The sequence below is a fragment of the Vibrio sp. 1402 genome, from assembly GCF_033340275.1.
The window spans coordinates 146,506-172,356 of record NZ_JAWOWE010000003.1; the positions used below are offsets into that span (position 1 = coordinate 146,506).

General features: G+C 43.2%; 29 protein-coding genes. 22 read left to right on the forward strand and 7 right to left on the reverse strand.

The features are described 5' to 3' along the window. Positions 1-116: 116 nt before the first annotated feature. From R7044_RS06995 to R7044_RS28610, 5 genes are all read left to right on the forward strand, one after another. Complete coding sequence (locus tag R7044_RS06995) at positions 117-1,103, forward strand: helix-turn-helix transcriptional regulator (RefSeq protein ID WP_213872498.1); 987 nt, start codon at positions 117-119, stop codon at positions 1,101-1,103. Beyond that, positions 1,084-1,476 (forward strand): TerB family tellurite resistance protein, encoded by a 393-nt coding sequence (locus tag R7044_RS07000; protein ID WP_213872499.1) that lies wholly within the window; start codon positions 1,084-1,086, stop codon positions 1,474-1,476. The genes R7044_RS06995 and R7044_RS07000 overlap by 20 nt, the downstream gene beginning before the upstream one ends. Before the next feature lie 2 nt (positions 1,477-1,478). Further along, the gene (locus tag R7044_RS07005) at positions 1,479-2,543 is read left to right on the forward strand and encodes a chemotaxis protein (RefSeq protein ID WP_213872500.1); all 1,065 of its coding nucleotides are present in this window, start codon (positions 1,479-1,481) and stop codon (positions 2,541-2,543) included. A 61-nt stretch (positions 2,544-2,604) separates the two neighbouring features. Beyond that, positions 2,605-4,311, forward strand: coding sequence for an ATPase (locus R7044_RS07010; protein WP_213872501.1), 1,707 nt, complete (start codon positions 2,605-2,607; stop codon positions 4,309-4,311). Next, entirely contained in the window at positions 4,308-4,586 is a 279-nt protein-coding gene (locus R7044_RS28610) for a YkgJ family cysteine cluster protein (protein WP_137281647.1), read from the forward strand. Before R7044_RS07010 ends, R7044_RS28610 begins: the two co-directional genes overlap by 4 nt. A gap of 308 nt (positions 4,587-4,894) precedes the next feature. Here the strand turns inward: R7044_RS28610 and R7044_RS07015 are convergent, their stop codons facing one another. After that, positions 4,895-5,761, reverse strand: a complete 867-nt coding sequence (locus R7044_RS07015; protein WP_005384776.1) for a YicC/YloC family endoribonuclease — start codon at positions 5,759-5,761, stop codon at positions 4,895-4,897. Between the two features lie 184 nt (positions 5,762-5,945). Here R7044_RS07015 and rph point away from each other — a divergent pair, with 184 nt between their 5' ends. Both rph and pyrE read left to right on the forward strand, forming a co-directional pair. Beyond that, the gene (rph, locus tag R7044_RS07020) at positions 5,946-6,662 is read left to right on the forward strand and encodes a ribonuclease PH (RefSeq protein WP_031780917.1); all 717 of its coding nucleotides are present in this window, start codon (positions 5,946-5,948) and stop codon (positions 6,660-6,662) included. 104 nt (positions 6,663-6,766) lie between these two features. Continuing rightward, positions 6,767-7,408 carry an orotate phosphoribosyltransferase gene (gene pyrE / locus R7044_RS07025; protein ID WP_033905947.1) on the forward strand — a complete coding sequence of 214 codons (642 nt, stop codon included), beginning with the start codon at positions 6,767-6,769 and terminating at the stop codon, positions 7,406-7,408. An 84-nt stretch (positions 7,409-7,492) separates the two neighbouring features. Here pyrE and R7044_RS07030 read toward each other — a convergent pair whose 3' ends face one another. The 3 genes from R7044_RS07030 to coaBC form a co-directional block, all read right to left on the reverse strand. Continuing rightward, positions 7,493-8,443 carry a Kdo(2)-lipid IV(A) acyltransferase gene (locus tag R7044_RS07030; protein WP_033905948.1) on the reverse strand — a complete coding sequence of 317 codons (951 nt, stop codon included), beginning with the start codon at positions 8,441-8,443 and terminating at the stop codon, positions 7,493-7,495. 6 nt (positions 8,444-8,449) lie between these two features. Next, entirely contained in the window at positions 8,450-9,040 is a 591-nt protein-coding gene (slmA, locus tag R7044_RS07035; RefSeq protein WP_005379386.1) for a nucleoid occlusion factor SlmA, read from the reverse strand. 171 nt (positions 9,041-9,211) lie between these two features. Continuing rightward, positions 9,212-10,411 (reverse strand): bifunctional phosphopantothenoylcysteine decarboxylase/phosphopantothenate--cysteine ligase CoaBC, encoded by a 1,200-nt coding sequence (gene coaBC / locus R7044_RS07040; protein ID WP_225455429.1) that lies wholly within the window; start codon positions 10,409-10,411, stop codon positions 9,212-9,214. A 193-nt stretch (positions 10,412-10,604) separates the two neighbouring features. On the opposite strand from coaBC, the gene R7044_RS07045 reads away from it, so the two are divergent. The 8 genes from R7044_RS07045 to R7044_RS07080 all read left to right on the forward strand — a co-directional run bounded on the left by R7044_RS07045 (position 10,605) and on the right by R7044_RS07080 (position 16,946). Beyond that, complete coding sequence (locus tag R7044_RS07045; RefSeq protein WP_225455430.1) at positions 10,605-12,278, forward strand: methyl-accepting chemotaxis protein; 1,674 nt, start codon at positions 10,605-10,607, stop codon at positions 12,276-12,278. 114 nt (positions 12,279-12,392) lie between these two features. Further along, positions 12,393-13,067 carry a RadC family protein gene (gene radC / locus R7044_RS07050; protein ID WP_017820707.1) on the forward strand — a complete coding sequence of 225 codons (675 nt, stop codon included), beginning with the start codon at positions 12,393-12,395 and terminating at the stop codon, positions 13,065-13,067. A 302-nt stretch (positions 13,068-13,369) separates the two neighbouring features. Beyond that, the gene (gene rpmB, locus R7044_RS07055; protein WP_005384783.1) at positions 13,370-13,606 is read left to right on the forward strand and encodes a 50S ribosomal protein L28; all 237 of its coding nucleotides are present in this window, start codon (positions 13,370-13,372) and stop codon (positions 13,604-13,606) included. Between the two features lie 13 nt (positions 13,607-13,619). Further along, complete coding sequence (gene rpmG / locus R7044_RS07060) at positions 13,620-13,790, forward strand: 50S ribosomal protein L33 (protein WP_004410866.1); 171 nt, start codon at positions 13,620-13,622, stop codon at positions 13,788-13,790. A 276-nt stretch (positions 13,791-14,066) separates the two neighbouring features. Beyond that, entirely contained in the window at positions 14,067-14,543 is a 477-nt protein-coding gene (locus tag R7044_RS07065) for a hypothetical protein (RefSeq protein WP_225455431.1), read from the forward strand. A gap of 102 nt (positions 14,544-14,645) precedes the next feature. Beyond that, a complete protein-coding gene (gene mutM, locus R7044_RS07070) occupies positions 14,646-15,455 on the forward strand; it encodes a bifunctional DNA-formamidopyrimidine glycosylase/DNA-(apurinic or apyrimidinic site) lyase (protein WP_182015995.1) in 810 nt (269 codons plus the stop codon). 86 nt (positions 15,456-15,541) lie between these two features. Next, on the forward strand, positions 15,542-16,024 hold the full coding sequence (coaD, locus tag R7044_RS07075) for a pantetheine-phosphate adenylyltransferase (RefSeq protein WP_017820709.1): 483 nt from the start codon (positions 15,542-15,544) through the stop codon (positions 16,022-16,024). Further along, on the forward strand, positions 16,011-16,946 hold the full coding sequence (locus tag R7044_RS07080) for a glycosyl transferase family 90 (RefSeq protein WP_017820710.1): 936 nt from the start codon (positions 16,011-16,013) through the stop codon (positions 16,944-16,946). The genes coaD and R7044_RS07080 overlap by 14 nt, the downstream gene beginning before the upstream one ends. Before the next feature lie 31 nt (positions 16,947-16,977). Here R7044_RS07080 and R7044_RS07085 read toward each other — a convergent pair whose 3' ends face one another. The 3 genes from R7044_RS07085 to R7044_RS07095 are packed head-to-tail and all read right to left on the reverse strand — an operon-like array spanning position 16,978 to position 19,621. Then, the gene (locus R7044_RS07085) at positions 16,978-17,766 is read right to left on the reverse strand and encodes a glycosyltransferase family 2 protein (RefSeq protein WP_017820711.1); all 789 of its coding nucleotides are present in this window, start codon (positions 17,764-17,766) and stop codon (positions 16,978-16,980) included. Continuing rightward, the gene (locus tag R7044_RS07090) at positions 17,763-18,530 is read right to left on the reverse strand and encodes a glycosyltransferase family 2 protein (RefSeq protein WP_005395793.1); all 768 of its coding nucleotides are present in this window, start codon (positions 18,528-18,530) and stop codon (positions 17,763-17,765) included. Before R7044_RS07090 ends, R7044_RS07085 begins: the two co-directional genes overlap by 4 nt. Positions 18,531-18,565: 35 nt before the next feature. Continuing rightward, positions 18,566-19,621: a glycosyltransferase family 9 protein gene (locus R7044_RS07095; RefSeq protein ID WP_017820712.1), complete on the reverse strand. Its 1,056-nt coding sequence runs from the start codon at positions 19,619-19,621 to the stop codon at positions 18,566-18,568. 107 nt (positions 19,622-19,728) lie between these two features. Between R7044_RS07095 and R7044_RS07100 the strand changes: the two genes are divergently transcribed. The 7 genes from R7044_RS07100 to R7044_RS07130 all read left to right on the forward strand — a co-directional run bounded on the left by R7044_RS07100 (position 19,729) and on the right by R7044_RS07130 (position 25,850). Continuing rightward, positions 19,729-20,136 carry a diacylglycerol kinase gene (locus R7044_RS07100; protein ID WP_005395798.1) on the forward strand — a complete coding sequence of 136 codons (408 nt, stop codon included), beginning with the start codon at positions 19,729-19,731 and terminating at the stop codon, positions 20,134-20,136. 11 nt (positions 20,137-20,147) lie between these two features. Continuing rightward, the gene (locus tag R7044_RS07105; RefSeq protein WP_017820713.1) at positions 20,148-20,858 is read left to right on the forward strand and encodes a 3-deoxy-D-manno-octulosonic acid kinase; all 711 of its coding nucleotides are present in this window, start codon (positions 20,148-20,150) and stop codon (positions 20,856-20,858) included. 144 nt (positions 20,859-21,002) lie between these two features. Continuing rightward, complete coding sequence (gene rfbB / locus R7044_RS07110; RefSeq protein WP_225455432.1) at positions 21,003-22,067, forward strand: dTDP-glucose 4,6-dehydratase; 1,065 nt, start codon at positions 21,003-21,005, stop codon at positions 22,065-22,067. Continuing rightward, on the forward strand, positions 22,067-22,939 hold the full coding sequence (rfbA, locus tag R7044_RS07115) for a glucose-1-phosphate thymidylyltransferase RfbA (protein WP_104979953.1): 873 nt from the start codon (positions 22,067-22,069) through the stop codon (positions 22,937-22,939). The genes rfbB and rfbA overlap by 1 nt, the downstream gene beginning before the upstream one ends. A 30-nt stretch (positions 22,940-22,969) precedes the next feature. Next, positions 22,970-24,058 (forward strand): DegT/DnrJ/EryC1/StrS family aminotransferase, encoded by a 1,089-nt coding sequence (locus R7044_RS07120; RefSeq protein WP_213895435.1) that lies wholly within the window; start codon positions 22,970-22,972, stop codon positions 24,056-24,058. Between the two features lie 63 nt (positions 24,059-24,121). Next, complete coding sequence (locus tag R7044_RS07125) at positions 24,122-25,618, forward strand: amino acid adenylation domain-containing protein (RefSeq protein WP_225455433.1); 1,497 nt, start codon at positions 24,122-24,124, stop codon at positions 25,616-25,618. Between the two features lie 4 nt (positions 25,619-25,622). Further along, entirely contained in the window at positions 25,623-25,850 is a 228-nt protein-coding gene (locus tag R7044_RS07130; RefSeq protein WP_031827230.1) for a phosphopantetheine-binding protein, read from the forward strand. The last annotated feature ends 1 nt before the right edge of the window (position 25,851 follow it).

Sequence of the window (25,851 nt, forward strand, 5' to 3'; positions counted from 1 at the left end):
GGAATCAAATATAATTTGTGTGCATTAAGTCACATGATGGATTAGTTTCACATGTATAGTATCGATGTTCTCATTTATGGAACGAATGTCACGATAGATTTAAACAACGGAATAACTTGGCTTTGTCGAAAAGAAAAAGTACACAAGACTCATTAGTTCTTGTGCTTGAAATACTGAAACGAATCCCTAAGCACAGAAAGATAACGGCTCTAGAAATACGAGAGCAATTAGAAGTAATAGGAATTTCGAGAGATATAAGAACAATACAACGCAATCTAGAGATGTTGAGTGAACACTTTCCCATAGATAGGGATACTCGCTCTAAGCCTTATGGGTACAGTTTTGATAGAAATAGTCACGCACTAGGAGTGAGCTCACTTAATGCTCATGAATCTTTACTCTTGGCTTTAGCAGAGAAGCACCTAAAGTTACTGCTACCAAAAGATGTAATGCAGTCACTAAGACCTCACTTTACAGAGGCTAGGTATAACCTCGAGTTTGACCCTAAAAACCATAAAGATCGTGTTTGGAAAGATAAAATCAAAGTAGTGCGAGAGTCTCAACCTCTTCTAGCGCCAAAAATTGATAACAAAGTTTTAGAAAACATAAGTAAGGCATTGTATGAAGATCGTTTATTGACCGTAACCTATCACAATGCCAATAAGCAAGTTAGAACATCTACAGTTATGCCGCTCGGCCTTGCACAGCAAGGAGTTCGACTTTATCTAGTGTGCCGGTTTGACGGTTTCAACAATGAAAGAAGCTTAGCCGTCCATCGTATAAATGATGCGATAGTTTCGTCATTTAACTTCAAGAGACCGGAGAGCTTTTCGTTGGCCAAATACGATTCTGACGGAAGATTTGGTTTTGGCGAGGGAGAGTTGTGTCGAGTTCAGTTTGATATAGATAAACAGGCTGGATACCACCTTGTTGAGACACCACTATCGGAAGACCAGATCATAGAAGAGTTGGGAAGCGCCTATAGAGTGTCAGCCACAGTCATTGATTCATTCTTACTTGATAAGTGGCTTAAGAGCTTTGGAACAGACGTCTGTAACATCTATAAAAAGAAAGGAAATAGCAATGTTTATTCAGAACCTTAATGATGAACAACAATCCGCATTATATTACTTCTCTAAGGAGTTAATTGCAGCTGATGGATACGTTGATGAGCGAGAAACTCTACTTTTGGAGGGAATCACTGCTCAATGTAACAACAGTGCAAATTTAGATAAAACGTTTGATATTAAAAAGCTTTCTGCGATCTTTTCAGAAAAGGCGCAGAAAATGGCGTTTCTAATTGAATTAATTGGTGTTGCTTACGCGGATCAGGTAATTGAAGAAAGTGAAGACAATTTCATAAAAAGTGTGGCAGAAAGCCTAAATGTGGACTTGTCAATCATTGAAGAGTTAAAGGATTGGGTTCAGCGCCAGATGGCTCTTGTGCTCGAAGCAGAAAAATTTTTGGAGAAATAAACATGCCATTACCATTTATTTTAGCAGGTGCTGCTGTTGCAGCAGCAAGTTATGGAGCTAAAAAAGGCTACGACGGGTATCAAGATAAGTCTGAAGCAAACGATATTATTGAGTCTGCAAAGAGAAAGTACGATGAAGAGAGAACTATCTTTGACAAACAGAATGAACAGACAAATAAAAGTTTAACCAGCCTCGGTGAGTTTCAACTACAAGTTGGTAACGATTTTAAAGAGTTCAGAACAATTGCAGAAAAGCTTTTAGTTAAATTGAATCAATCCAACTCTAAGGAGCTAGAAATTGACTTCCCTCAGCATAAGCTTGATGAGATAGATGGTCTCGCGTTATCTACAACAGCTTACATGAGTAAGGTCGCTGGAGCTGGAGCTGCTGGTGCTGCCGCTGCATATGCTGTATACGGTGGCGTTATGGCTATGGCTGCCGCTTCAACAGGAACACCGATTGCCGCTCTATCTGGCGCTGCTGCATATAACGCAACTATGGCCGCTATTGGCGGAGGTTCCCTTGCTGCTGGTGGCTTTGGTATGGCTGGAGGTGCGATGGTTCTTGGTGGTGTTGTTGCTGCTCCTATTATGGCGATTGCTGGGTGGGCTTTTGCCTCTCATGCGGAGGAAGCATTAAGCGATGCAAGAAAAACTCGAGCAGAAGTTAACGAAGCTGTAGGTAAGATGGAGAAGGGGCGCAAACAACTAGCCAAAACTAAGCTATATGCCGATAGAATTTACAAAGAGATAGAACGCCTGTATTCAGTATTTAAAGAATACTTTGATAGCCTAAAAGCTTTTGAGAAATTGCTATCGAACAAATCTGACATTTCCAAGTTCGAAGATGACGTTATTCGTCTAATTCAAAATGGCTACCAAATTGCCGCTATTCTCACTGATATCATTACAACACCGCTGTTTAAACCTAAAAAAGACGCACAGGGTAATGTGGTATTAAATGATGAAAACATTGTTCAAATTGAAACTGATAGCGATGGAATGCAAGTGATCAATGAGCCTGGAATAAAAGCTACGCTTGCAAAGTCGAGTAATACTCACAAGTAAGTATTGTTCTCGAAGAGATATAAAGGGAGGTTTTTCTCCCTTTTCAATGGAGCTGTATGGTATGTCAGAAACCAATTCACAACATTTTGCGCTAGTCGATGAGCTAAATAAGACGGTTACTAAAAGTCTAGTAACGACGTTCGGTTTGGATTTTTTACTTTTTGAAGACAAAAAAGGTGGCGATGTTGCAACCGTTCACAATGTTCGCCAGCACCAAAAAGGTGATGCTGAAATCTATGTCTCAAAGAGTGTTCAAGCAGAATATGCGAATAAAGGGGATTACAAACCAGTTAAACATCATGCTGACGGAAGTATCGTAACTGATAGAAAGAACAAACCCAAAAGAGAAGATCGCTACCACTCTCATCAGAATTATAAGGCGAAGGGAAAGGAAGACAAAAAGCTGCAACATGATGGTAATTTACCAGACGAATATCGTAACCAGTTTATGTCTCAGGATGAAAAACGCCAACTAGACCACATCATTTCATCGCATGAAGTCCATAATGATGCGGGAAGAGTGCTTGCAGGGCTAGACGGCGTAGAACTTGCCAATCAGAACTCAAACTTTCAATCGACACATAATTACATCAACAACCTCAAGTCAGATCATTCTATGGATGATTTCTTAGGAACCGTTGTACCAAGGACAATTGAGAACAAGCGTAGCAATATTGAAAGAGATAAACTGCGTTTAGCTTCTATGCCCTCGGAAACTAAACAGCAAAAGCATGAAAAACGTAAACTAGCAGATAAAATCACTAAGCAAAGTGAGCAGGTTGCTGTTCTTGAGAGTCTTGATGAAGACAAAATGCGTGAGGCGGATAAGAGAGCAAGACAGCAGTACGATAAGCAGATCAATTTCACTTATTATACTAGCAGTAAGTTTTTTAAGAGTACTGCGATGGCGTCTAGTAAAGCTGGTTTCGCAATGGGGGTTCGACAGGCATTAGGGCTTGTTTTTGCTGAAGTTTGGTTTGAAATAAAAGATGCAATTCCTCAGATCTTTAAAGATAAAGAAGAAAACTTCACACTTGATAAGTTCCTAAATAAGCTAAAGGTTACCGCACTAAAAATTTGGGATAGGGTCAAAACTAGATTCAAAGATATTCTTGAAGAGTTTAAAAACGGGGCTTTAGCGGGTGCCCTGTCTAGCTTAAGTTCGACCATAATGAACATCTTTTTCACCACTCAAAAGTTGATTGGAAAACTCCTCCGTGAAACTTGGTCAAGTCTAGTTTCGGCTGCTAAAGTCTTGTTCTTTAATCCACAGAGACTTAGCCCTGGAGCTTTGGTGCGAGAAGTTACACGTATTTTATCTACTGGTGTTGCGGTTGCAATGGGAGTGATGCTTAACCAACAGTTAGCCTCGCTGATGACATTTCCTCTCGGTATTGAACTAGCCTCGTTTGTTAGCGCGGTGGTTACGGGCATAATGACTATTGGTATCACATACTTTTTAGATCACAGTAAATTAATGCGAAAAGTATGGGATTACCTAGATCAGTTTAAGTCAGTAGAAAAGAGAACCTTGGAATACTTCCAGACGGTAAATGCTGAACTTGATCGATACTTGATTGAGCTTTCCAAAGTTGAGTTTAATCTTTCACCTGATGAACTAGCTGGACTTGTCGACAACTTAGAATCTGTTAGCTGTGAATACGAAAGAAGTATGATGTTGTCGAAAGAAGTAAGTCGAAGAGAGATAGAGTTACCTTTTGAAGACAACAACCTAGATAGTACTCGAGCTTGGTTGATGAGTTTATGAACCAAGTTACCCTAAATCCTTTCCCTTGCTATTCATGCGGTAAATGTTGTGCGAATGTTGATTTATCCGCAGAGACCAAGAACTTGGACCGAGGTGACGGCATTTGCCGTCATCTCAATGTGGAAAACAAACAATGCCGTATCTATGATACGAGACCGGATATTTGTCGAGTAGAACTACAGTATAGAAGGCATTACGCTTCTACTTATACTTGGCAGGCGTTTGTTGATATAAATTTATCAATATGTGAGAGTTTGCCCGATAAGTTGGCATAAAATTAAGGTGCTCTGAAGATCATATTGGTATTTTCTCACGTAAGACTTAATTTAAGTTGTTCATATCGCTCATCGATAAGTTTCTTCATCACATCGCTAATGTTCGAATCATTCTTTTAATCAATATTTACACTTTCTAAACAGTTAACTGAAACACTATGGCCCCATATAGGTCAAATCAGTGGATTTTGATTTTACGCACACTGTTAACCGCCATTAGGTGGAGGTTAACAGTGGTTTTCAATGGAGAGGTCTGGTGTGAATTTTTGGTTTAAAGTGAGAAATAATCGTATTGAAGCGAGTGGAGTTTATTCGATATTCTGGATCTGCTCACGCATCTGTTCAATTAGAACTTTCAGTTCAACGCCCGATGCGGTGATGTCGGTGCTGATGGATTTCGACGCTAGCGTGTTCGATTCACGGTTGAACTCTTGCATCATGAAGTCCAGACGACGACCGACTGCGCCACCTTTTTTCAGAATGTTTGTGGTTTCTTTTACGTGAGAATCAAGACGGTCTAGCTCTTCTGCTACGTCTGATTTCTGTGCCAGAAGGATAAGCTCTTGCTCAACGCGAGATGGGTCTAGCTCTACTTTCGCATCTTCAAATTTAGAGAACAGACGCTCACGTTGCCACTCTAGTATTTCTGGCATGCGTGCGCGCACTTTCACAACTTCTGATGTGATCGCTTCTAGGCGTTGCTCAATCAGCGCCTTCATGTTCTCGCCTTCACGAGCGCGCGCTTCAATAAATTCATCCATTGCGCCATCAAACGCTTCTAGTAGCACTTTATTTACCGCATCCATGTCTTGCTCTGGCGTTTCCATTACCCCCGGCCATTGCATGACTTGAAATGGATTGATTCGGCTCAGTTCACCAGTCATGTGCATGACTTGTTCAGCGGCTTTAATTACCTGGCTAGCAAGCGCTTCATTGATGCTAAGCTCACCTTTTGCGGCAGGGTTTGCTTCAAAACGCAGATTACATTCTACTTTGCCTCGCGCTAAGCGCTTACGAAAGCGCTCACGTAAAACGGGCTCTAATCCGCGAAATTGTTCTGGCATGCGGAAGTATGTTTCTAAATAACGCTGGTTCACGCTGCGGATTTCCCATACCGCAGAACCCCAATCGCCTTTTACTTCTTTGCGTGCATACGCTGTCATACTGTAAATCATCGAATTTTCCTGTCTTCATTTTTTGAAAATTACTTCAAGAGTGTATCACGCTGCGTCGATAGGTGCGCGGCATGTATGGATTGTTTATGTTGTGCCAGATGCGTAACCTATGAATCCGGAATCGATTCCGTTATAATCTTCGCCCAACCAAATCGTCTTCTCCTCATATTTAAGGTAGATGCCCATGCGTCCAAACGATCGCAAGGCGGATCAAGTTCGCCCTATCAAAATTACTCGTAACTACACAGCTTACGCTGAAGGGTCAGTGTTAGTTGAGTTCGGTAACACCAAAGTGTTGTGTAATGCGACCGTCGAAGAATCTGTGCCACGTTGGCTAAAAGGTCAAGGTAAAGGCTGGGTTACAGCTGAATACGGCATGCTACCTCGAGCAACACATTCTCGTACTCGTCGTGAAGCGGCAAGTGGAAAGCAAGGCGGCCGTACGATGGAAATTCAGCGTCTTATCGCGCGAAGCCTACGTGCAGTTGTCGATCTAAAAGCCATGGGTGAGTTCATGATCACCGTTGACTGTGACGTTATCCAAGCTGACGGTGGTACGCGTACTGCATCCATCAGCGGCGCAAGTGTTGCAATGGCCGATGCATTCCAACACCTAGTAGATAGCGGCAAGCTAAAAGCGAATCCAATGAAAGGCCACGTAGCGGCAGTTTCTGTCGGCTTGCTAGGCGATGAAGTATTGTGTGATCTTGAATACGTTGAAGATTCAGCGGCAGACACAGACATGAACGTCGTAATGACCGAAGAAGGCAAGATGATTGAAATTCAGGGCACCGCAGAAGGTGAACCGTTCAGTCACGAACAGCTGATGGCATTGCTCGAGTCGGCGAAAGTCGGCATTACGGAAATTGTCGCAGCGCAGAAGGCGGCGTTAGCCAATTGATTTAGATAGCTCCCATTATGGGGGCTATTTTTTTATCTCGACAATAGAGAAATGAATGATTGTCGAGAAGAGACACAAGAAACCAAGGACATAGAGAGAAAATAATGAAAGCATACCAGCGTGAATTTATTGAGTTTGCACTTGAGAAAGAAGTTCTTAAGTTTGGTGAGTTTACTTTGAAATCTGGCCGTAAAAGCCCGTACTTCTTTAACGCTGGTCTTTTCAATACTGGTCGTGACCTAGCGCGTCTTGGTCGTTTTTACGCAGCCGCGCTCGCTGATTCAGGCATTGAGTTTGATGTGCTGTTTGGCCCGGCGTACAAAGGTATCCCAATCGCGACGACAACAGCAGTCGCGCTGGCGGATCATCATGACGTCGACACGCCTTACTGCTTCAACCGTAAAGAAGCGAAAGATCACGGCGAAGGCGGTAACCTTGTAGGCTCTGCGCTTAAAGGCCGTATCATGCTAGTAGATGACGTAATCACAGCAGGTACTGCGATTCGTGAATCGATGGAAATCATTCAAGCAAATGGCGCAGACCTTGCTGGTGTGTTGGTTGCGATTGACCGCCAAGAAAAAGGCAAAGGTGAGTTGTCTGCGATCCAAGAAGTGGAGCGTGACTTTGGTTGTGCAATCATCTCAATCGTTAGCCTGACTGACCTTGTGACTTTCCTTGAAGAGAAAGGCACAGACAAAGAGCATCTAGAAGCAGTCAAAGCATACCGCGCAGAATACGGCATTTAATTGGTTACTTTTTCTGAAAAAGTAAAAAGGGCAGATGGATATTCATCTGCCCTTTTTTGTTTTTGGATTTATCGCCGTGACCACTTACTTATAGCGAATGCCTTTCTCGACATGCTCATCTTGCATGGTTTTATAGCGTTTATGGAGCCACATCCATTGCTCTGGAGCGCGTAGAATGACTTCTTCCACATACTTGTTCATATAAGCGGCAGCGGCGACTTCGTCTTTTTGTGGATAATCGGCTTCAATGCACTTATCGGCGATGATGTCGTATTTTCCTTCGTCATTGCGAAACCCTGAGCCTGGGATGATCGCACATTTTGAGGTATACGCCAGAATGCTCGTGCCTGTTGTCGTACACGCATCGTCTACGGCAAAGAAGGGCACAAATACTGATTTTTTGCGACCGTAATCGTGATCCGGTAAATAGAACAGACGCTCACCGCTGCGTAAAACACGAATCATCTTTTTTACATCTTTACGATCAATCAGTTTATTGCCGTTATGTGTCCGTCCCCAATACTGGATAAAGTTATAAGCAGGATTATTATGCGGACGAAACGCGCCGTACCCGGCCACGCCTAACACGGCGAAAGCACGCGCAGTGATCTCTAGATTAAGAGCATGGACACAACAAAGTAGGACGCCTTTACCTTCTTTGGCTTTTTCACGCAGTGCGCCGAGATCTTTCTCGACGATCAGGTTTTTAAAGCGCCAAGTCGGCCAGAACCAAGTGATTCCGGTTTCTATCAGTGCCATACCGGTATTTTTGAAGTTCTCTTCAACAATATGTTGAATCTCTTCAGGTGTTTTGTCTGGAAAGGCCAATTCTAAGTTACGCTGAGCAACGTGGACACGCTTTTTACCGTAGCGCATGCCAAGTTTACCGAGTGAACGACCTAATGAAAGCAGCAGCCGATAAGGAAGAATATTGACGAGGATGGCCAACAGGCCAAAACCAAGCCATACGCCCCAGTTACGAGGGTGAAGAAGTGAAAGAGAAAACTCGGGCTGCGTGTATTTGTCTTTACTCATAGTCTTTTACTTTATTTGTGCACTCAAAAGCGCCCAGTACTCGTCAAAGTTTGCAGTCGGCTGGTATTTAAAGTCGCTACGCACAAAGCGGTTTAGGCTCCCCTCAACTTGTCCCAGAATTTGCGCGGCTAGGATGCGCTCTTCGACAGGGAAAGACTTCCCTTCACGAATCTTACGTTCACGCAGGATTTGGCGCAATTGTGTTTCTATACGCTCAAAGAGTTGATTGATGCGTTCACGTAGACGTTCATTTTCAAACATTAGAGCATGACCCGACAAAATGCGTGTCAGACCTGGGTTACGTTCAGAGAACGCCAAAATAAGGTGCATCACCATACGAATACGCTCTAGTGTATCTTTTTCGTCGTCTAGAATACGGTTGATACGTGTCATCAAGGCTTCTTCAATGAACTCAATCAACCCTTCGAACATGCGCGCTTTACTTGGGAAATGACGATACAGCGCGGCTTCTGAAACGCCGACTTGCTTGGCCAGTTTTGCCGTAGTAATGCGTGAAGCGCCATCTGTTGATTCAAGCATTTCTGCCAATGCTTGTAAGATCTCTTCACGACGGTTGGATTTTTTACTGCCGGCCATTAGTTACTTCCTTTCAAAATACAAAGTTGAGCGGAGGGGATTATAAGACGCTATTTCGCCTCAAACTAGACCACTAAGGGTGGAATGGGAGATTTAACACCCTTAGTTGTCATTTTTGTACCAAATTTATGCCAGCTTTTGTAAAAAATTGGCAGGGTTTTCAAACGTTAGTTACATCAATTGATGCATTTTTTCGAGAATTTTAAAGCTCAATGCTTCTTTTGATTCTAAAGCGAGCGCAAGTTCACCTTCAGGCCAGTAAAGGGTAATTGCGTTGTCGTTGCTGTTAAATCCTTGCCCTGCAACCGAAACGTCGTTTGCACAGATCATATCGAGGTTTTTCTTTGTTAACTTGCCTCGAGCATAGGTCTCTACATCATTGGTTTCAGCCGCAAAACCGACGGTAAACGGACGCTTCTCCGTCATTGCTGCCACAGATGCAACAATATCAGTATTTTTAACCATATTAATGACCATTTCGTCGTTGTCTTCTGTCTTTTTCAACTTTTGAGACGCGATCGTTTGTGGGCGGTAGTCGGCAACGGCAGCGCAGCTAATAAAGGCATCATGCTGGTTTGCATGTGTCATAACGGCTTCGTGCATCTCTTGTGCACTGGAAACATTTATGCGCTCAACACCTACGGGCGTATTTAAACTGACAGGACCGCTCACGAGGGTGACTTTTGCTCCCATCTGCGCTGCGGCGCTCGCCAATGCATAGCCCATTTTCCCGGAGCTATGGTTTGTAATGTAACGCACTGGATCAATCGCTTCGCGAGTTGGTCCGGCGGTAATGAGTATCGACTTACCTTCTAGCAATTTTGGTTGAAAGAACTGTTCACATAGCTGTACTAGCTGCATTGGTTCCAGCATTCGACCTGGTCCTACATCACCACAGGCTTGCTCTCCTGCCGCAGGGCCCCAGATGTGCATACCACGACGCGCTAACGTAGCGATGTTCTCTTGGGTTGCGATATTGCGATACATCTGTTGATTCATCGCAGGAGAAACAGCAACAGGGGAATCCGTCGCGAGCACGAGCGTAGTAAGTAAATCGTTCCCCATGCCTGCGGACATGCGCGCGATTAAGTCCGCGGTCGCGGGCGCTAATAGCACTAAATCTGCCCATTTGGCCAATTCAATATGGCCCATAGAGGCTTCCGCTGCTGGGTCTAGTAAACTGTCCGAGACAGGACGGCCCGAAACGGCTTGCATGGTTAAAGGGGTAATGAACTCTTTTGCGGCTTTCGTCATTACAACTTGAACTTGCGCTCCTCTCTCTATGAGGCGACGGGTTAGCTCCGCACATTTATACGCGGCAATACCGCCACTGATGCCGAGTAGAATTTTCTTTCCTGCTAGTGTTTGCATGTGAGATCTCCAATTTGATGACCGGATTTTAACACAATTCAAAGTCTGACCGCCCGAGCATATATAACGAGAAGATAATTCACATCAAACTCCAGAGTATTAATCTGACCGAGGAAGGGAAAATTCTCGCCTACCTCACAGACAAGTTGCGCGGAGTTTGCAAGTCTGAAAAGAAAAAGAGGTAGTGGAAACCATGGTGTTGAAAAGTCGAAACAAATTGCTGCTGATAACCCTAATTCCGCTGCTGTTGATCACTACGTTGATCTCAGTGGTGTATTACATCAACAGCAGTAAAAGTTTGGAAGCGGAGTTAGCAAGAGACAGGCAAGAGCTCATCGAAACGAAAAAGAAAGAGTTACAAGCCTATATGATGATGGGCGTGACGGCGATAAAACCGTTATACGACGCGGATGTAAATGGAAGTAATAAAGAGGCAGCAAAAGAAATTCTGAAAGCCATGCGCTTTGAAAGCGATGGTTACTTTTTTGCCTACGACTCTCAAGGTGTGAATACGTTGCACGCCATCAAACCTGCATTAGAGGGTAAAAACCTTTACGACTTAAAAGATGAAAATGGGGTCGCAGTTATTGCGGGCTTGATTGACGCTTCTCAAAAAGGGGATGGGTTCCTCTATTTCTCGTGGCACAAACCGACCATTGACGCACAAGCGCCTAAGTTGGGCTATGCAGAATATCTATCGAAATGGGACTGGGTTTTAGGTACTGGCGTTTATATTGATGACATCGACCAGCAAGTTGCGATGCACAGAGAGTTAAAGACTCAAGAGCTAAAAGAGCATACGTTATCTGCCGTGTTGATTTCCGCTATTGGATTGATCATTACCAGTGTTCTCACCAGTATCGTGGTGTCTAAAGGTATTCAGCCATTACAACATGTCGCGGCTTCATTAAAAGATGTTGCCGCAGGCGGCGGTGACTTAACGGCTCGTTTAAAAGTCGAAAGTCAGGATGAAGTCGGTGAAGTGGCGGCCGCGTTTAATGATTTTATGGATAAGCTGCACCCACTGATGCAGGACATTCATCGCTCTGCGACGACAGTACAGACCGTTTCCCAAAGCCTGAACACTCAGACCAGCCAAGCGAGCGGTCAAATGCAGGATCACTGTTTAGAGACGGACAAAGTCGTGACGGCAGTGACGCAAATGAGCATGACTGCCAAAGAAGTAGCCAGCAATACTAATGCGACCGCGCAGGCAATTGACGATGCCAACAGTCAAGTCACCGCTGCTCAGCATGAGGTCGAGCAAGCAATAGAAGGCATTACCGAACTCGTGACGGAGATAGACAGCACGTCAGATGCAATTTCTGAGTTGAGTTTACAGACTGAAAAAATAACCAAAGTGCTGGATGTGATTGGCGAGATAGCCGAGCAAACGAATTTGTTGGCCCTAAATGCGGCGATTGAAGCGGCTAGAGCCGGTGAGCAAGGTCGAGGGTTTGCCGTCGTTGCGGATGAAGTGCGCTCGTTAGCCAGTCGTACACAAAATAGTACTCATGAAATTGGTGACATGCTTAAGCAGCTACAAAATGGTGTATCAAGAGCGGTCATTACGATGTCGGTGAGCCAAAAAAGAGGTGTCAAAACGGCGGAAGAATCGGCGCTCATTCAGCAATCTCTTTCTGGTGTTCATAATTCTATCGGTACGATTCGAGATATGGGGATTCAAACCGCGTCTGCCGCCGAAGAACAAAGTGCGGTTGCAGAAGACATCAACCAAAACTTAGTGGCTATTCAACAGATCGTGAACAAAATTAATGAGACGTTGCAGCATGCCGAGTCAATCAGCACGCAGCTATCACAGTCTGGAACGGAAATTCACGGCTTGGTTGGCAACTTTAAACTCTGATGAACTGTTAAGTTGCATGGAAAGCACTGATGGTACGAAGAAAGCGAAAGTCATACTCGACTTTCGCTTTTTGTTTTGTGGAATAGGGACACTTTCCATATAAAGAGACATCAGATGATACTGAAAGCTTTGCCAAATGAGTCCATGCCCAGAGAGAAGCTACTGCAACGAGGGCCGCAAGCTTTGACCGATGCTGAGCTACTGGCCATCTTCTTGCGCACAGGCACCCGCGGAATGAACGTGATTGAGCTTGCAGATTTCCTTATTCAAGACTTTGGTTCGCTAAGACAACTATTTTCAGCATCAGAAGAAGAGTTTTGTCGTCACAAAGGATTGGGGCAAGCCAAGTATGTTCAATTGCAAGCGGTACTAGAAATGACACAACGTTACTTGGCGGAGACGCTAAAGCGTGGTGATGCCTTAACCAGTCCCGACCAAACTAAGTTATATCTGTCTTCTATTTTAAGGGATCGGCAAAGAGAGGCTTTTTATATTCTTTTTCTCGATAACCAGCACCGAGTGATAAAAGATGAAATTTTATTTGAAGGAACGTTGGATGCAGCGTCGGTGTATCCGAGAGAAGTCGTCAAGCGTGCTCTGCATCATAACGCGGCGGCTTTGATTTTGGCGCACAATCATCCTTCAGGCGTCGCTGAGCCGAGCCAAGCTGACAGAAGGATTACAAGGCGTCTCATCGACGCATTAGCATTGGTGGATATTCGTATTTTGGACCATTTCGTCATCGGAGATGGGGAAAGTGTCTCTTTTGCTGAAAGAGGCTGGATATAACTGTGCGTTTTTTAGGTTGTTAGTTGCTAAAAATCTGCTATCATCCACGCCACTAAATTTTTAACTGAATTCAGCTTGGACTGCTAAAAAAATCTGCTGTCTAAAAAAAGATCACGAAAACCTGTAAAAAGGATCTGTTCGGGTCTTGAGCAATGCATATCAAGTTAGTATAATGCGCGACCTTTGATAGCCTTGTATGGATTTTCCATAGCGGTTCTTAACCTCTAACTTCTTTTCGAGAGATAGAGAGGTTCGGCCACCAAGGTTGATATCGAGCTGAAACGATTTTGGAGAAGACATTCATGTCACGAGTATGCCAAGTAACTGGTAAGCGTCCAGTAACGGGTAACAACCGTTCACACGCACGAAATGCTACTAAGCGTCGTTTTCTGCCGAACCTACAAACTCATCGTTTCTGGGTAGAGAGCGAAAAACGTTTTGTTAAACTACGTCTATCTGCTAAAGGTATGCGCATCATCGACAAGAAAGGTATTGATACTGTTCTTGCAGACATGCGTGCACGTGGCGAAAACGTTTAAGAGGAAATAAGCAATGGCAAAGAAAGGCGTTCGTGAGAAAATCCGTCTAGTATCTTCTGCAGGTACAGGCCACTTCTACACAACTGATAAGAACAAGCGTAACATGCCAGGCAAATTTGAGATCAAAAAGTTTGATCCAGTAGTTCGCCAGCACGTTATGTACAAAGAAGCAAAAATCAAATAATTGGTTTCAGTCTCTTTGATGAATTGAAAAACCCAACTTTCGAGTTGGGTTTTTTATTACCTGAATAAAAGTGCTGAAGATAAAGTGTTCAGTACGTCATCGGATTATAAAGTACTGCTGAAGTTATTTTACTGGTCCGACTCTATACTCGAATTTTTGATTGATCGCTCTCTGCCGCTTAGTTACCACTTCCCTACACACTTGCACACCGTTGTTCTAGTCAAGCTCAATACTCTTTGGTAGTTTACTCATAACGATAAGAGAGTAGAGATGGTTATGCGTGTGAGTCCGGCTCGTCGCCGCCGATGGAACAATATTCTTATTCTGGGCATTATCGCGTTTATAGTGATCTTAAATGCGCCGATGTGGATCAAAACTTACCTATTAACAGACCAAGCAGACTCTTACCCAAATGTACTTCGCTCCGACTATACGGTGGAGTCTTTGTACTATAGTGGCTGGGAGTTTGAACTGCATGATGGACGATGGCAATCCAACATCAAAGTTGATGCACCGATCAGTGAACTTGTATCACGCTGGCAATCATTGGAAGGGACCGAGCTCACCTCAGAACAGTACGATCATTTAAAACCTAACCTGACGGTACCTGAAACGGTAGAAGTTTGGTATCAGGATCTCGAAGAGCCGCAGCGGGTGACTTTCTTTCGTTTACCTGATTTTTGGCTATTTAAAACCTGGCAAGACAAATGGGTCGCTATCTCCGTCGATGAAAACTACCTTATGCCAGAGTAGAGCCTTTTTGCGCCTATACCCCTAATAAGCTTCCCTATTTATCGTTTTTCTTTTCGATTATGCTAGCAGCGAGAACTATTAGCCGGTGAATTGGAGAATCTAATGCCTGAGTTGCCAGAAGTTGAAGTGAGCCGTATGGGGATTAGCCCCCACATGGTTGGACAAACGATCCAGTCGTTTACTTTTCGAACGCCTAAATTGCGCTGGGATATTCCTACAGAGCTTAAAAAATTGGAAGGGCAGGTGATCCGTGCGATTAGCCGTCGTGCGAAATACTTACTGATCGAGACAAACACAGGTACAGCCATTGTTCACTTGGGCATGTCTGGGTCTTTACGTGTCCTAGATGCTGACTTTCCGCCAGCAAAGCACGATCATGTGGATCTGAAACTAAGCAGTGGAAAAATACTGCGTTATAACGATCCGCGTCGTTTTGGGGCATGGCTGTGGTGTGCTCCTGGCGAGTCACATGCTGTGCTAGCAAACATGGGGCCTGAGCCTTTAACTGAAGAGTTCAATGCGGAATATGTAGCGGAGAAAGCTAAAAATAAGCGTGTCGCCGTCAAGCAGTTCATCATGGACAACAAAGTCGTGGTTGGTGTTGGGAACATCTACGCGAATGAGTCGTTGTTTAAATCTCGAATTCACCCTTCAAGGCCCGCAGGTAAGTTGACTTCTCAAGAGTGGAGGTTACTTGTTGAAAATATCAAAATGACACTTGAGATTGCCATTACGCAAGGTGGGACTACTCTGAAAGATTTTGCGCAAGCCGATGGAAAGCCGGGTTACTTTGCACAAGAGTTATTGGTTTACGGAAAAGCAGGAGAGCCATGCCCAGAGTGCGGCGAACGACTTCAAGAGCTAAAGATTGGCCAACGTAATACCTTCTTTTGTAGTGAGTGTCAGAAGTAAGTCGAGCTATTATCGAGCTTAAGTTGTTGTAATCTTGCGTTCGAGCCTCAATAATTCAATCAGTTTCGAATAACTTAGTAAATTATATGAAAGTCATTTATCCGGGCACTTTTGATCCAGTGACTAATGGTCACCTCAATCTAATTGAACGTACTCACGAAATGTTTGATGAGGTTGTGATTGGCGTAGCCGCAAGCCCATCGAAGAACACTATGTTTTCATTGGAAGAGCGCGTTGCACTGATGCAGGACGTTGTAGCGCATTTACCTGGTGTGACGGTAAAGGGGTTCTCCGGGTTATTAGTGGATTTCGCGAGAAATGAGAAAGCTAAGGTTCTTATTCGTGGTTTACGAACAACGGTAGACTTTGAATACGAGTTTGGACTGACCAACATGTACCGAAAGCTATTACCAGGAATCGAGAGCGTATTTTTAACTCCTGAAGAAGAGTTTGCGTTTTTATCGTCGACTATCGTGAGAGAAGTAGCGATTCATGGCGGAAGTATCGAACAATTCGTTCCCAAGCCAGTAGCCATCGCGATTGGGGAAAAACTCAATGAAAGACAGTAAGTTCCCTTATTATTTCTCAAACGCTCTCTCGATACTTATCCCTCGCTTTGTATATCGAGCACAAGCCAAGCGTTTACTTTCGAATCTGACCGAGGCAGAGCTGCAACGCTGTCTTGAGCGGGTGAACTATTACAATAAGTGTGAAACGCCGTTTTCAGTCGATAGCCGAGAACAAAGTTACTCGACCATCGATACATTCAAAAAAACGAAAGGCTGGACGTATTTTTTCGATCTTCGCCAAGTTGTACGCTATTTCCCTTCCAGTTTTGCGTTTAACTACATCAACGGCGATGTTACACACATCCCCAATGTACCGAGCTTTATAAAAAGCCGCCCTATTTTTGGTAACAACCAAAATTCAGTGGTGTTGAAACTTAATCAAGTTCGTCATTTTAAATTTATTGACGATCCTGTTCGCTATCAAGATAAAAAGGACATGGTAGCGTGGCGCGGCGTGGGTTTTCAGCCGCATCGTAAAAAGGTGATTCATGCGTTTTACAACCATCCGCAATGCAATATTGGCCAGACCCGCCCGGTAGAAGGGAAACCATGGGAAAAGGGCTTTATGAGTATTGAAGAGCAACTGCAGTATAAGTTTTTGCTCTGTATAGAAGGCAATGATGTGGCCACCAACCTTAAGTGGGCTATGTCGTCTAACTCCTTGGTTATTATGTCAAAGCCAAAATATGAGACTTGGTTTATGGAAGGTAAGTTAGAGGCAGGCGTCCACTATGTTGAAGTGAAGGATGACTATTCGGATTTGCCCGAAAAGATGGATTATTACCTAGCGAATGAGCAAGAAGCATTAGCGATCATTGAAAATGCGCACCAGTGGGTTGAGCAGTTCAAAGATAAACGTAAAGAGCGTTTGATCTCATTGATGGTTGCCGATAAGTACTTCGCTTTATCTCAGCAACAATAAAAAAGGGGCGAAACGCCCCTTTTTTATAATCTTAAGCTTCTAGAAATTGATCAACACCATTCTCACAGCGTTTAAGCTTGTTTTTAATGGTGTTTTCTAAAATCTCGTCATTTTGTCCGAGTGACGCGCGAGAGTTTTCTACGTGGTACAAGTGGTAGCCTACACCTGCGAATTTTAGGTAAAGACGTGACTTACCCGCATTCAACATGCGATGAACAAACTCGCTGTCTTCGCGTCCCCATCCAACAAAATCTTGGTTGAAGCCATTCACCTCGATGACATCTTGTCGCCAAAACGCCATGTTGCAACCGCGAGTGGCTTTATCGTTATTGCGCTCGTAAGAGAACCATTTCGATAGCAAAGCGTTGGTGATGCAGTTTTTACGATTGCGAATGCCTTTGCTGAAGATAGAAGGCACTAAGCCGTTTTCCATGATGGCCTTGCTGCAGCTTTCATCCGTTAACACACGTCCGCCCTGCACAAACCAATTTGGTTTTGCGACTTGCTTATGTGATTCAATAAACGTTTGGGACAGCACCATGTCGCCATCAATCATGATGAGGTAGTCACCTGATGCTTTGGCGATCGCGCGGTTGCGGCTCATTGAAAGTTGAAAGCCATTATCTTCGTGCCAGCTATGAATAAGTGGTACTGGAAAGCCGTCACGCAGTTGGTCAACCATTGCTTTGGTGTCTTCTCGAGAGCCATCATCTGCAACAATTACTTCGTCAGGCAAAACGGTTTGACGTTTCACGCTTTCTAACACCGCTTTTAATGCTTCTTTCCAGTTGTAAGTGGTGATAATTAAAGTCGTTTTCATGATTTTTTTGCCTGTTCACGTAAGTAGAGATCGATATATTTTACAAAAGTAGAGTGCATGCTTAGCCAAGCTAGAATGAAGCCATGCTTGCCATCAAGGAAGCCTCGTTTGAGAACATACATCTTCAAAAAGCTAGCAAGAGCGTGAACGATAGCGGTCGTTAAACCCGCTTTCTTTTTACCTTCACGTTCATCCGTCCAGGCCTTGAGGTAGCCAGTGGTTTTATTGATGTAATGATGAAGGTGCTCGTAAGTGTAGTGATGCAGTCGACCATCCAGTTTTTCAGTTTGATAGTTTTTCTCATCAACTTTTTCATGAACGAGCGAATCATTATATTGTGTATATTCGGTGCGATATAAGCGCACAATCCAGTCTGGAGACCAACCAGAATGGTAGATGAACTTACCAAACGCTGAGCTTAGTCGATTAAGTTTGTATAAAACGTTCGGCTTATTGGCTGATACCGCGTGTAAGATACTTTCTTTTAGCTCTGGAGTGACTTGTTCGTCCGCATCAAGCCACAAAACGTAGTCTGCCGTAACGTATTGCTGCGCCAGTTGGCGCTGTTTACCGAATCCTGGCCAATCTAGGTTGGTGTAAAACTTATCTGTGTATTGTCGGGCGATTTCTTCAGTGCGATCAGTGCTGCCCGAGTCTAGAAGGACAATCTCATCGACCCAATCTTTTACTGTGTCTAGACAAGCTTGTAAGTGCTTCTCTTCATTTTTTACAATTAAGGCAACGGCTAAGGTTGGTTTGGACAAGGTCATTTCCTTCTTAACAAATCAAGACAGTAAGTTTACTGGTATTGAGGATACAAATCTTCTAAGACTTGATCGAACATGCTCATTACTTGAGTGCTGGTAATGCGGTTCATTGCCGTTTCATCTTTAGCGCGAGTTCGCCAGCTTAACTCGTGACTGTTTTTACCTGTTTCCGCAAAGATCGTTTCTTCATACACTGAGACAACGTATTTTAGATAACGGTAAGGTCCCACTCGCAGCGGATTATGGTGTGCATAGAGCCCGATGATTGGTGTTTTCATTGCATTCGCCATGTGTGCTGGTCCGGTATCGGGGGCGATGACCATTTCAACCTTATCTATTAACGCAAGCATTTGCAGAATTGAACTTTGTCCAACTAAATTTAGACACGGTTCTTCCAAGCGAGATTGAATGGCCTCTGCCAGATCCAATTCTACCTGAGCAGGGCTGCCTGCCAGAATCACGTTCCAGCCTTTTGCTCTGGCGTGATGAATCACATCCACATAACCTTCCGCGTTCCAGTTTTTATAAGCTTTGCTCGCACCAGGCACAATCAGCAGGTTAGGTTTACTACGAGAAATATGAGACTCTGCCCAAGCTTGATCGTGGTCTGAATAAGAAAGTACCCAGTCTAGTCCTGCCTTTGGTACCCCAATTTGATGGGCAAAGGCCATTAAGCCATCTGCGACATGCAGAGATTGCGGGGAAGGCACTTTGACATTGGTAAATAGTGTTTGAAAGTCCTGGCTTCTATCAGAAGAGAAACCAAGTTTGTATTTTGCTTTAATGCCCAACGTTGCGACACTCGCTCGAATCGCGTACTGCATATGCAATAGCGCATCAAACTCTCTGCCTTTCAGCTGTCGCCAAAGTGATTTGTAGCCATCAAGTCCCGCTTTTTTATCAAAAACAATCACTTCTACACCATCGATGGCGGCTAATAACTGGGCTTCAAGTTTACCCGTTATCCAAGTAATCTGGGTCGAAGGCCAGTGTTTCTGAATAGCTTGAATGCTGGCGATAGTATTGCAAACGTCTCCGATAGCGGACAAACGCAAGACGCATAGTGACGATGGGGCAGAAGTGAACATAATTATTGTCTGATTCGATGAATAGAGGCAGGTAAATTATGCAGACATCCCCAATAAATGTAAAATACACGGCTCGAATATAGCTAAGTACTGATAAGTGTTCTGCAATGTCAAAGACAACACCACATCAATCGCAAGAATCTGGCAAGCCGGGTAACACCGGGCTAAAGCGTATCGTTAAAGCGACGGGTTATTCGATCCAAGGATTAAAAGCGGCTTTTAAGCATGAAGCTGCAATTCGACAAGAGTTGGCTCTTTTGAGTATTGCTGTGATTTTGGCTTGGCTAGTGGATGTCGGCATGGTTGAGCGTATCTTAATGATCGGGGTCGTGGTATTAGTCTTGATTGTAGAGCTTGTAAACTCAGCGATTGAGGCGGTAGTGGATCGTATCGGTATTGAACGGCATGAACTCAGTGGTCGAGCTAAAGATATAGGCTCTGCTGCCGTTATGGTTGCTTTGGCGTTTGCTGCATTTACTTGGTTGTATATATTAGCCAGCCGGTATTTAGGCTAGAGGGTGAGCGTATGACTCAACAGTATAAAAACAACAACCAAGTGATCTGGTTTGATGACGAGACCATTACAGACCCTAGCCAACCGATATTTGATGCGGAATACTGGCAGTCCTCCGACAAGGTGGTTGGCAGTGCGACGGGGCGAGGCACGACATGGTTTATCCAACTAGAGAACATGCAAGCGGCACTACGTCATTACCGTCGTGGCGGTTTGTTTGGGAAGTTAATTAACGATCATTATTGGTTCTCTGGCTGGGATAACACCCGTTGTGCGCAAGAGTTTCAGCTTTTGTTGGCGCTAATTGAGGCTGGGGTGCACGTTCCTCGTCCTATTGCAGCAAGAGCCGTAAAGTCAGGACTCTTCTATCAAGCTGATTTATTAAGTGAGCGAATCCCAAACGCCAGAGATCTGGTTAGTATCTTGCAAGAACAGTCTTTATCGGTAGAAATGTATCAGAAAATAGGGCAAGAAATTGCCAAGATGCATCAGGTTGGCGTTAACCATACTGATTTGAATATCCACAATATCTTGATCGACGACAAAGATAAGGTATGGATTATCGATTTTGATAAGTGTCGTTTTGAAACTTCTGGTGACTGGAAGCATCAAAATCTAAATAGACTTCTGCGTTCATTTAATAAAGAGCGTTTAAAGCGACAGATTATTTGGCAAGAATCCGATTTTGAACATTTTCAGGACGGTTATGCTTCTCAATCTTAATTGAGTTTTTTATCATTTTATATTGATTGCTCTAAGTAAGCCTTCTTGAGTCTAACGATGCTCGAGTGAGTCTATAAACTACAATAATCATAAAGTATTCATGTGTATCTGATGGCACAAAAATTAACGTAGGTAACATTTGTAATGAAAATATTAGTAACCGGTGGAGCAGGCTTCATTGGGTCAGCTGTTGTCCGACATATCATTCGTGACACCCAAGATACCGTTATCAATTTAGATAAACTGACCTACGCAGGGAATCTAGAATCACTGGTTGATGTCTCAGAGAGTGAACGTTACTATTTTGAGCAAGTAGATATCTGTGACCGAGCTGAACTAGATCGCGTGTTTTCAGAGCATCAACCCGATAGGGTGATGCATTTGGCCGCCGAGTCTCATGTCGATCGCTCTATTGATGGTCCTGCTGCTTTTATTGAGACTAACGTGATGGGCACTTACCATTTGCTTGAAGCGGCTCGTCAATATTGGTCGGGCTTAGATGAAGCGCGCCAATCGGCATTCCGTTTTCATCATATTTCTACGGATGAAGTGTATGGCGATCTAGAGGGAACGGATGATTTGTTCACCGAAACCACCTCATACGCGCCGAGCAGCCCATATTCTGCATCTAAAGCTTCGAGCGATCACCTGGTTCGCGCTTGGCAACGCACTTATGGTTTACCAACACTTATCACGAATTGCTCCAACAACTATGGCCCGTACCACTTCCCAGAGAAGTTGATCCCTCTGATGATTTTAAATGCCCTCGATGGCAAGCCGTTGCCTGTGTATGGCGATGGTATGCAAATCCGAGATTGGCTGTTTGTGGAAGATCATGCTCGCGCGCTTTACAAAGTGGTCAACGAAGGTGAAGTCGGTGAAACCTACAACATCGGTGGTCATAACGAAAAAGCTAACATCGAAGTAGTGAAAACCATTTGTGCATTACTTGAAGAGTTGCGACCAGACAAACCTGCCGGGATAGAGTCTTATGAATCTTTGATCACTTATGTCAAAGATCGCCCTGGTCATGATGTGCGTTACGCAATTGATGCCACCAAGATTGCTCAAGAGCTTGGCTGGACGCCAGAAGAAACGTTTGAAAGCGGTATTCGCAAAACCGTGGAATGGTACCTCAATAATCCGCAATGGTGGCAACGCGTGCTTGATGGTTCATACAGTTTAGAGCGATTAGGAGCGGGCGAATAATGAAAGGCATTATTTTAGCAGGTGGCTCGGGCACTCGCCTTTACCCTATTACACGCGGTGTCTCTAAGCAGTTACTGCCGGTTTATGACAAACCAATGATTTACTACCCGTTGTCGGTACTCATGCTAGCTGGTATTCGTGAAATCTTGATCATCACCACGCCAGAAGACCAGGAAGGATTTCAGCGCCTATTGGGTGATGGCTCAGAGTTTGGCATTGAGTTGCAATACGCGATTCAACCAAGCCCAGACGGCTTAGCTCAAGCGTTCATCATTGGCGAAGAATTCATTGGCGATGATTCAGTATGTTTAGTGCTGGGTGACAACATCTTTTATGGGCAAGGGTTCACTCCTATTCTTCAGCAAGCTGCGATGAAGAGCCGTGGTGCGACGGTATTCGGTTATCAGGTTAAAGATCCAGAGCGATTTGGCGTTGTAGAATTTGATGCCAATATGCAGGCGATTTCGATTGAAGAAAAACCAGTAAAGCCTAAATCCAATTATGCTGTCACTGGGCTGTATTTTTATGATAACCGAGTCGTCGAATTGGCAAAAAAAGTCAAACCTTCATCTCGTGGTGAGTTAGAGATTTCGACGCTAAACCAAATGTACCTTGAGCAAGGTGACCTGAATGTTCAATTACTAGGGCGCGGCTTTGCTTGGTTAGATACTGGAACACATGAAAGCCTGCATGAAGCCTCTTCGTTTGTTCAAACCATTGAAAATGTTCAAGGTCTTAAAGTTGCCTGTTTAGAAGAGATTGCGTGGCGCAATGGGTGGTTAACAAGAGACCAGATACTATCCATTGCAAAACCGATGCAAAAAAATGATTACGGACGTTACCTTTCCGAGTTAGTCACCGAACAAAAATAGCACTACTCGTTAGTTGCAATGAGATATTAAATGATGAGCAATGAAATTGTTCCTGTAACAAAACCATATCTACCGTCAAAAGATAAGTATAAACAATATGTTGATCGTGTGTACGAGAGCGGTTGGTTGACCAATAGTGGTCCTCTCGTTAAGGATTTAGAATCTCGACTAGCTGAGTATCTTGGTGTTAAGCATGTTATATTGGTTGCAAATGGCTCATTGGCACTTCAAGTTGCTTACAAAGTACTTAATCTAGCTGGAGAGGTGGTCACAACACCTTTCTCTTTCGCCGCGACCACAAGCACGCTTAATTGGGAAAATTTAACCCCTGTTTTTTGTGATATTGAAAGTGATACCTTTAATATCAATCCTGATTTAATTGAAGATCTTATTACAGAAAAAACGTCTGCAATAGTACCGGTGCACGTGTTTGGTAACCCATGTAAAGTAAATGAGATTCAAGCTATAGCAAACAAGCACGGTCTAAAAGTTATCTATGATGCCGCTCATGCTTTTGGTGTGGACCTAAATAAAAAAAGTGTATTAACGTACGGTGATATAAGTACATTAAGTTTCCATGCCACAAAGTTATTCCACACGATAGAGGGTGGGGCTGTGATTACACAATGTGATGAGCTAGCAGCTAAAGTACGCTCTATGATTAACTTTGGAATAACAGGACCGGATTCAATAGAAGGCGTTGGAACCAATGCCAAGATGAATGAGTTTGAAGCCGCTATGGGTCACTGCGTTCTAGATGATATAGAAAGTATCATGACCAAGCGAAGAGGTTTATGGAAAAGTTATCAAACTCACCTTTCTGATGTTTTCCAAATGCAATATTGGTCGGATAGCTCAAAACCTAATGGTGCGTACGTACCAATCGTGTTTGACTCGGAGCAGTCATTACTTAGAGCTAAGGCTAACTTGGAAGCGAATAACATTTTTCCAAGAAGGTACTTTTATCCAAGTTTAGATCTTGTTGATAGTTATGGTCATGAAGGAACTCCATGTGAAGTTAGTCGCTCGATTAGTAAAAGGATCTTATGCTTGCCTATATATTTTGATTTGTGTGAATCAATGGTAAACAAGATAAAACAAATACTTAAAAAATCATGATTGGTTGCAAAAAGAGAGTATAAGATGAGAAACAGCATCCTGAAATATCTACAAGCATCGTCGATGAAACATCCAGAAAATATTTGTGTTTCGGATTCGAACCACTCTTTGACTTATGCAGAAAGTACAGCAAAGTCATATGCTATCTCATTGCAACTAAGACAGCAGGGAAGTTTAAACAAGCCGATTGTTGTATTTGCGAAAAAATCTGTAAATGCACTCTCCATGATCTTTTCTGCGACAATGGCTGGAGGGATTTACTGTCCCGTAGACATTAACTCACCTAAAGAACGACTATTAAAGATCTTATCTAACCTTCAAGATTGTCTTGTTCTTTATGATGAAACGTCTCGAAATTTATTAAATTCATTAGAATTAGATAGTCCAATTTCAACTATTAATATCGATGAAATACCAACATCTAAGCTACCTATGCAAGATATTTGGGCTGATATCGAAAAGTTTAATCAAACCGTTATTGATAAAGATCCATGTTATATAATTTTTACTTCAGGCTCTACAGGCACACCAAAAGGTGTCACTATTTGCCATTCTAGTGTTATTGATTATATTGATTGGGCTAATTCAACCTATCAAGTGAGCAAGGCTGATATTATTGGTAGTCAAGCACCACTATTCTTTGATAATTCGACTTTAGACATCTATTTGGCGTTGTCTAATGCGGCAGAATTGCATGTTATTCCTGAAAGCGTGTTTATTTTTCCTCAGAAAACACTTGAATACCTGAAAGAAAAAGCAATAACAACGATCTTCTGGGTTCCTTCATTGCTTGTAAATATTGCGAACCTTAAGTTACTTGATCAGTTTCAATTGCCATGCTTGAAGAATGTATTGTTTGCTGGGGAAGTAATGCCAGCGAAGACGATTAAGTACTGGTTAGATAAGCATCCTAATGCTCATTACTCTAACTTGTACGGACCAACAGAAATTACCGTTGATTGCACCTACTATGATGTGCCGTCAGACTGGGATGGGGATAGCTTACCTATAGGGGTTCCTTGTCATAACTCAGGAATTCTAATCCTAGATGAAAACGACCAGCGTAATGATGAAGGTGAATTGTGCGTTCGAGGCTCTAGCTTAGCGCTTGGGTATTGGGCTAACTCAGAAAAAACAGAAGAGGTATTTTGTCAAAACCCACTTCAAGATAAATACATTGATATGATCTATCGTACCGGAGACTTGGTTAGACTTGTTGATGGTTTAATTTATTATATTGGTAGAAAAGACTTCCAGATTAAGCACAATGGCTATCGTATAGAACTTGGTGAAATTGAGTCTCAGATCATGGAGCTAGATGCTGTCGAACAGTGTGTTGTTGGTTATTTATCAGAAGATAAAGTGCTTTATTCTTTTGTTCAATGCAGTAGTTCGATGAGTGAAGTTGAGCTTAAAGTTGCACTGACGAAACGTTTACCAAAGTACATGATTCCAAGCAAGATTGGCTTTGTACAAGAAATGCTTTTTACGCCAAATGGTAAGTTAAATAGAAAAGCTTTTTCAGAGAAAGCACTACAAGAATTTGTAAAGGTTAAATAGTAGTATGTGTGAAAAAATTATAGCAATCTTAACCACAATGAAACCAGAACATGAGTTTGCTAAAGATACTGAACTTTTTGAATCAGGTCTGTTGGACTCTTTTGATTTGTTAGTCCTAGTAAGTGAGATCGAAGCTCAGCTAGCTATTTCAATTCCTGGTGAAGGTTTGGTTCCTGAGAATTTTGTTTCGCCGCATGTTATTGGTGAGTATCTTAAAACGATTCAAGGTTAAT

Excerpts from the sequence above, each read along its gene's own strand:
- rpmB (WP_005384783.1), top strand. The coding sequence starts at position 13,370 with ATGTCACGAGTATGCCAAGTAACTGGTAAGCGTCCAGTAACGGGTAAC.
- mutM (WP_182015995.1), top strand. The coding sequence starts at position 14,646 with ATGCCTGAGTTGCCAGAAGTTGAAGTGAGCCGTATGGGGATTAGCCCC.
- R7044_RS07000 (WP_213872499.1), top strand. The coding sequence starts at position 1,084 with ATGTTTATTCAGAACCTTAATGATGAACAACAATCCGCATTATATTAC.
- R7044_RS07130 (WP_031827230.1), top strand. The coding sequence starts at position 25,623 with ATGTGTGAAAAAATTATAGCAATCTTAACCACAATGAAACCAGAACAT.
- coaBC (WP_225455429.1), bottom strand. The coding sequence starts at position 10,411 with ATGCAAACACTAGCAGGAAAGAAAATTCTACTCGGCATCAGTGGCGGT.
- slmA (WP_005379386.1), bottom strand. The coding sequence starts at position 9,040 with ATGGCCGGCAGTAAAAAATCCAACCGTCGTGAAGAGATCTTACAAGCA.
- R7044_RS07065 (WP_225455431.1), top strand. The coding sequence starts at position 14,067 with ATGCGTGTGAGTCCGGCTCGTCGCCGCCGATGGAACAATATTCTTATT.
- R7044_RS07100 (WP_005395798.1), top strand. The coding sequence starts at position 19,729 with ATGTCAAAGACAACACCACATCAATCGCAAGAATCTGGCAAGCCGGGT.
- R7044_RS07120 (WP_213895435.1), top strand. The coding sequence starts at position 22,970 with ATGATGAGCAATGAAATTGTTCCTGTAACAAAACCATATCTACCGTCA.
- R7044_RS07015 (WP_005384776.1), bottom strand. The coding sequence starts at position 5,761 with ATGATTTACAGTATGACAGCGTATGCACGCAAAGAAGTAAAAGGCGAT.
- R7044_RS07085 (WP_017820711.1), bottom strand. The coding sequence starts at position 17,766 with ATGAAAACGACTTTAATTATCACCACTTACAACTGGAAAGAAGCATTA.
- R7044_RS07030 (WP_033905948.1), bottom strand. The coding sequence starts at position 8,443 with ATGAGTAAAGACAAATACACGCAGCCCGAGTTTTCTCTTTCACTTCTT.
- R7044_RS07005 (WP_213872500.1), top strand. The coding sequence starts at position 1,479 with ATGCCATTACCATTTATTTTAGCAGGTGCTGCTGTTGCAGCAGCAAGT.
- coaD (WP_017820709.1), top strand. The coding sequence starts at position 15,542 with ATGAAAGTCATTTATCCGGGCACTTTTGATCCAGTGACTAATGGTCAC.
- pyrE (WP_033905947.1), top strand. The coding sequence starts at position 6,767 with ATGAAAGCATACCAGCGTGAATTTATTGAGTTTGCACTTGAGAAAGAA.
- R7044_RS07010 (WP_213872501.1), top strand. The coding sequence starts at position 2,605 with ATGTCAGAAACCAATTCACAACATTTTGCGCTAGTCGATGAGCTAAAT.
- rfbB (WP_225455432.1), top strand. The coding sequence starts at position 21,003 with ATGAAAATATTAGTAACCGGTGGAGCAGGCTTCATTGGGTCAGCTGTT.
- radC (WP_017820707.1), top strand. The coding sequence starts at position 12,393 with ATGATACTGAAAGCTTTGCCAAATGAGTCCATGCCCAGAGAGAAGCTA.
- rpmG (WP_004410866.1), top strand. The coding sequence starts at position 13,620 with ATGGCAAAGAAAGGCGTTCGTGAGAAAATCCGTCTAGTATCTTCTGCA.
- R7044_RS07045 (WP_225455430.1), top strand. The coding sequence starts at position 10,605 with ATGGTGTTGAAAAGTCGAAACAAATTGCTGCTGATAACCCTAATTCCG.
- R7044_RS28610 (WP_137281647.1), top strand. The coding sequence starts at position 4,308 with ATGAACCAAGTTACCCTAAATCCTTTCCCTTGCTATTCATGCGGTAAA.
- R7044_RS07105 (WP_017820713.1), top strand. The coding sequence starts at position 20,148 with ATGACTCAACAGTATAAAAACAACAACCAAGTGATCTGGTTTGATGAC.
- rfbA (WP_104979953.1), top strand. The coding sequence starts at position 22,067 with ATGAAAGGCATTATTTTAGCAGGTGGCTCGGGCACTCGCCTTTACCCT.
- rph (WP_031780917.1), top strand. The coding sequence starts at position 5,946 with ATGCGTCCAAACGATCGCAAGGCGGATCAAGTTCGCCCTATCAAAATT.
- R7044_RS07125 (WP_225455433.1), top strand. The coding sequence starts at position 24,122 with ATGAAACATCCAGAAAATATTTGTGTTTCGGATTCGAACCACTCTTTG.
- R7044_RS07095 (WP_017820712.1), bottom strand. The coding sequence starts at position 19,621 with ATGTTCACTTCTGCCCCATCGTCACTATGCGTCTTGCGTTTGTCCGCT.
- R7044_RS07080 (WP_017820710.1), top strand. The coding sequence starts at position 16,011 with ATGAAAGACAGTAAGTTCCCTTATTATTTCTCAAACGCTCTCTCGATA.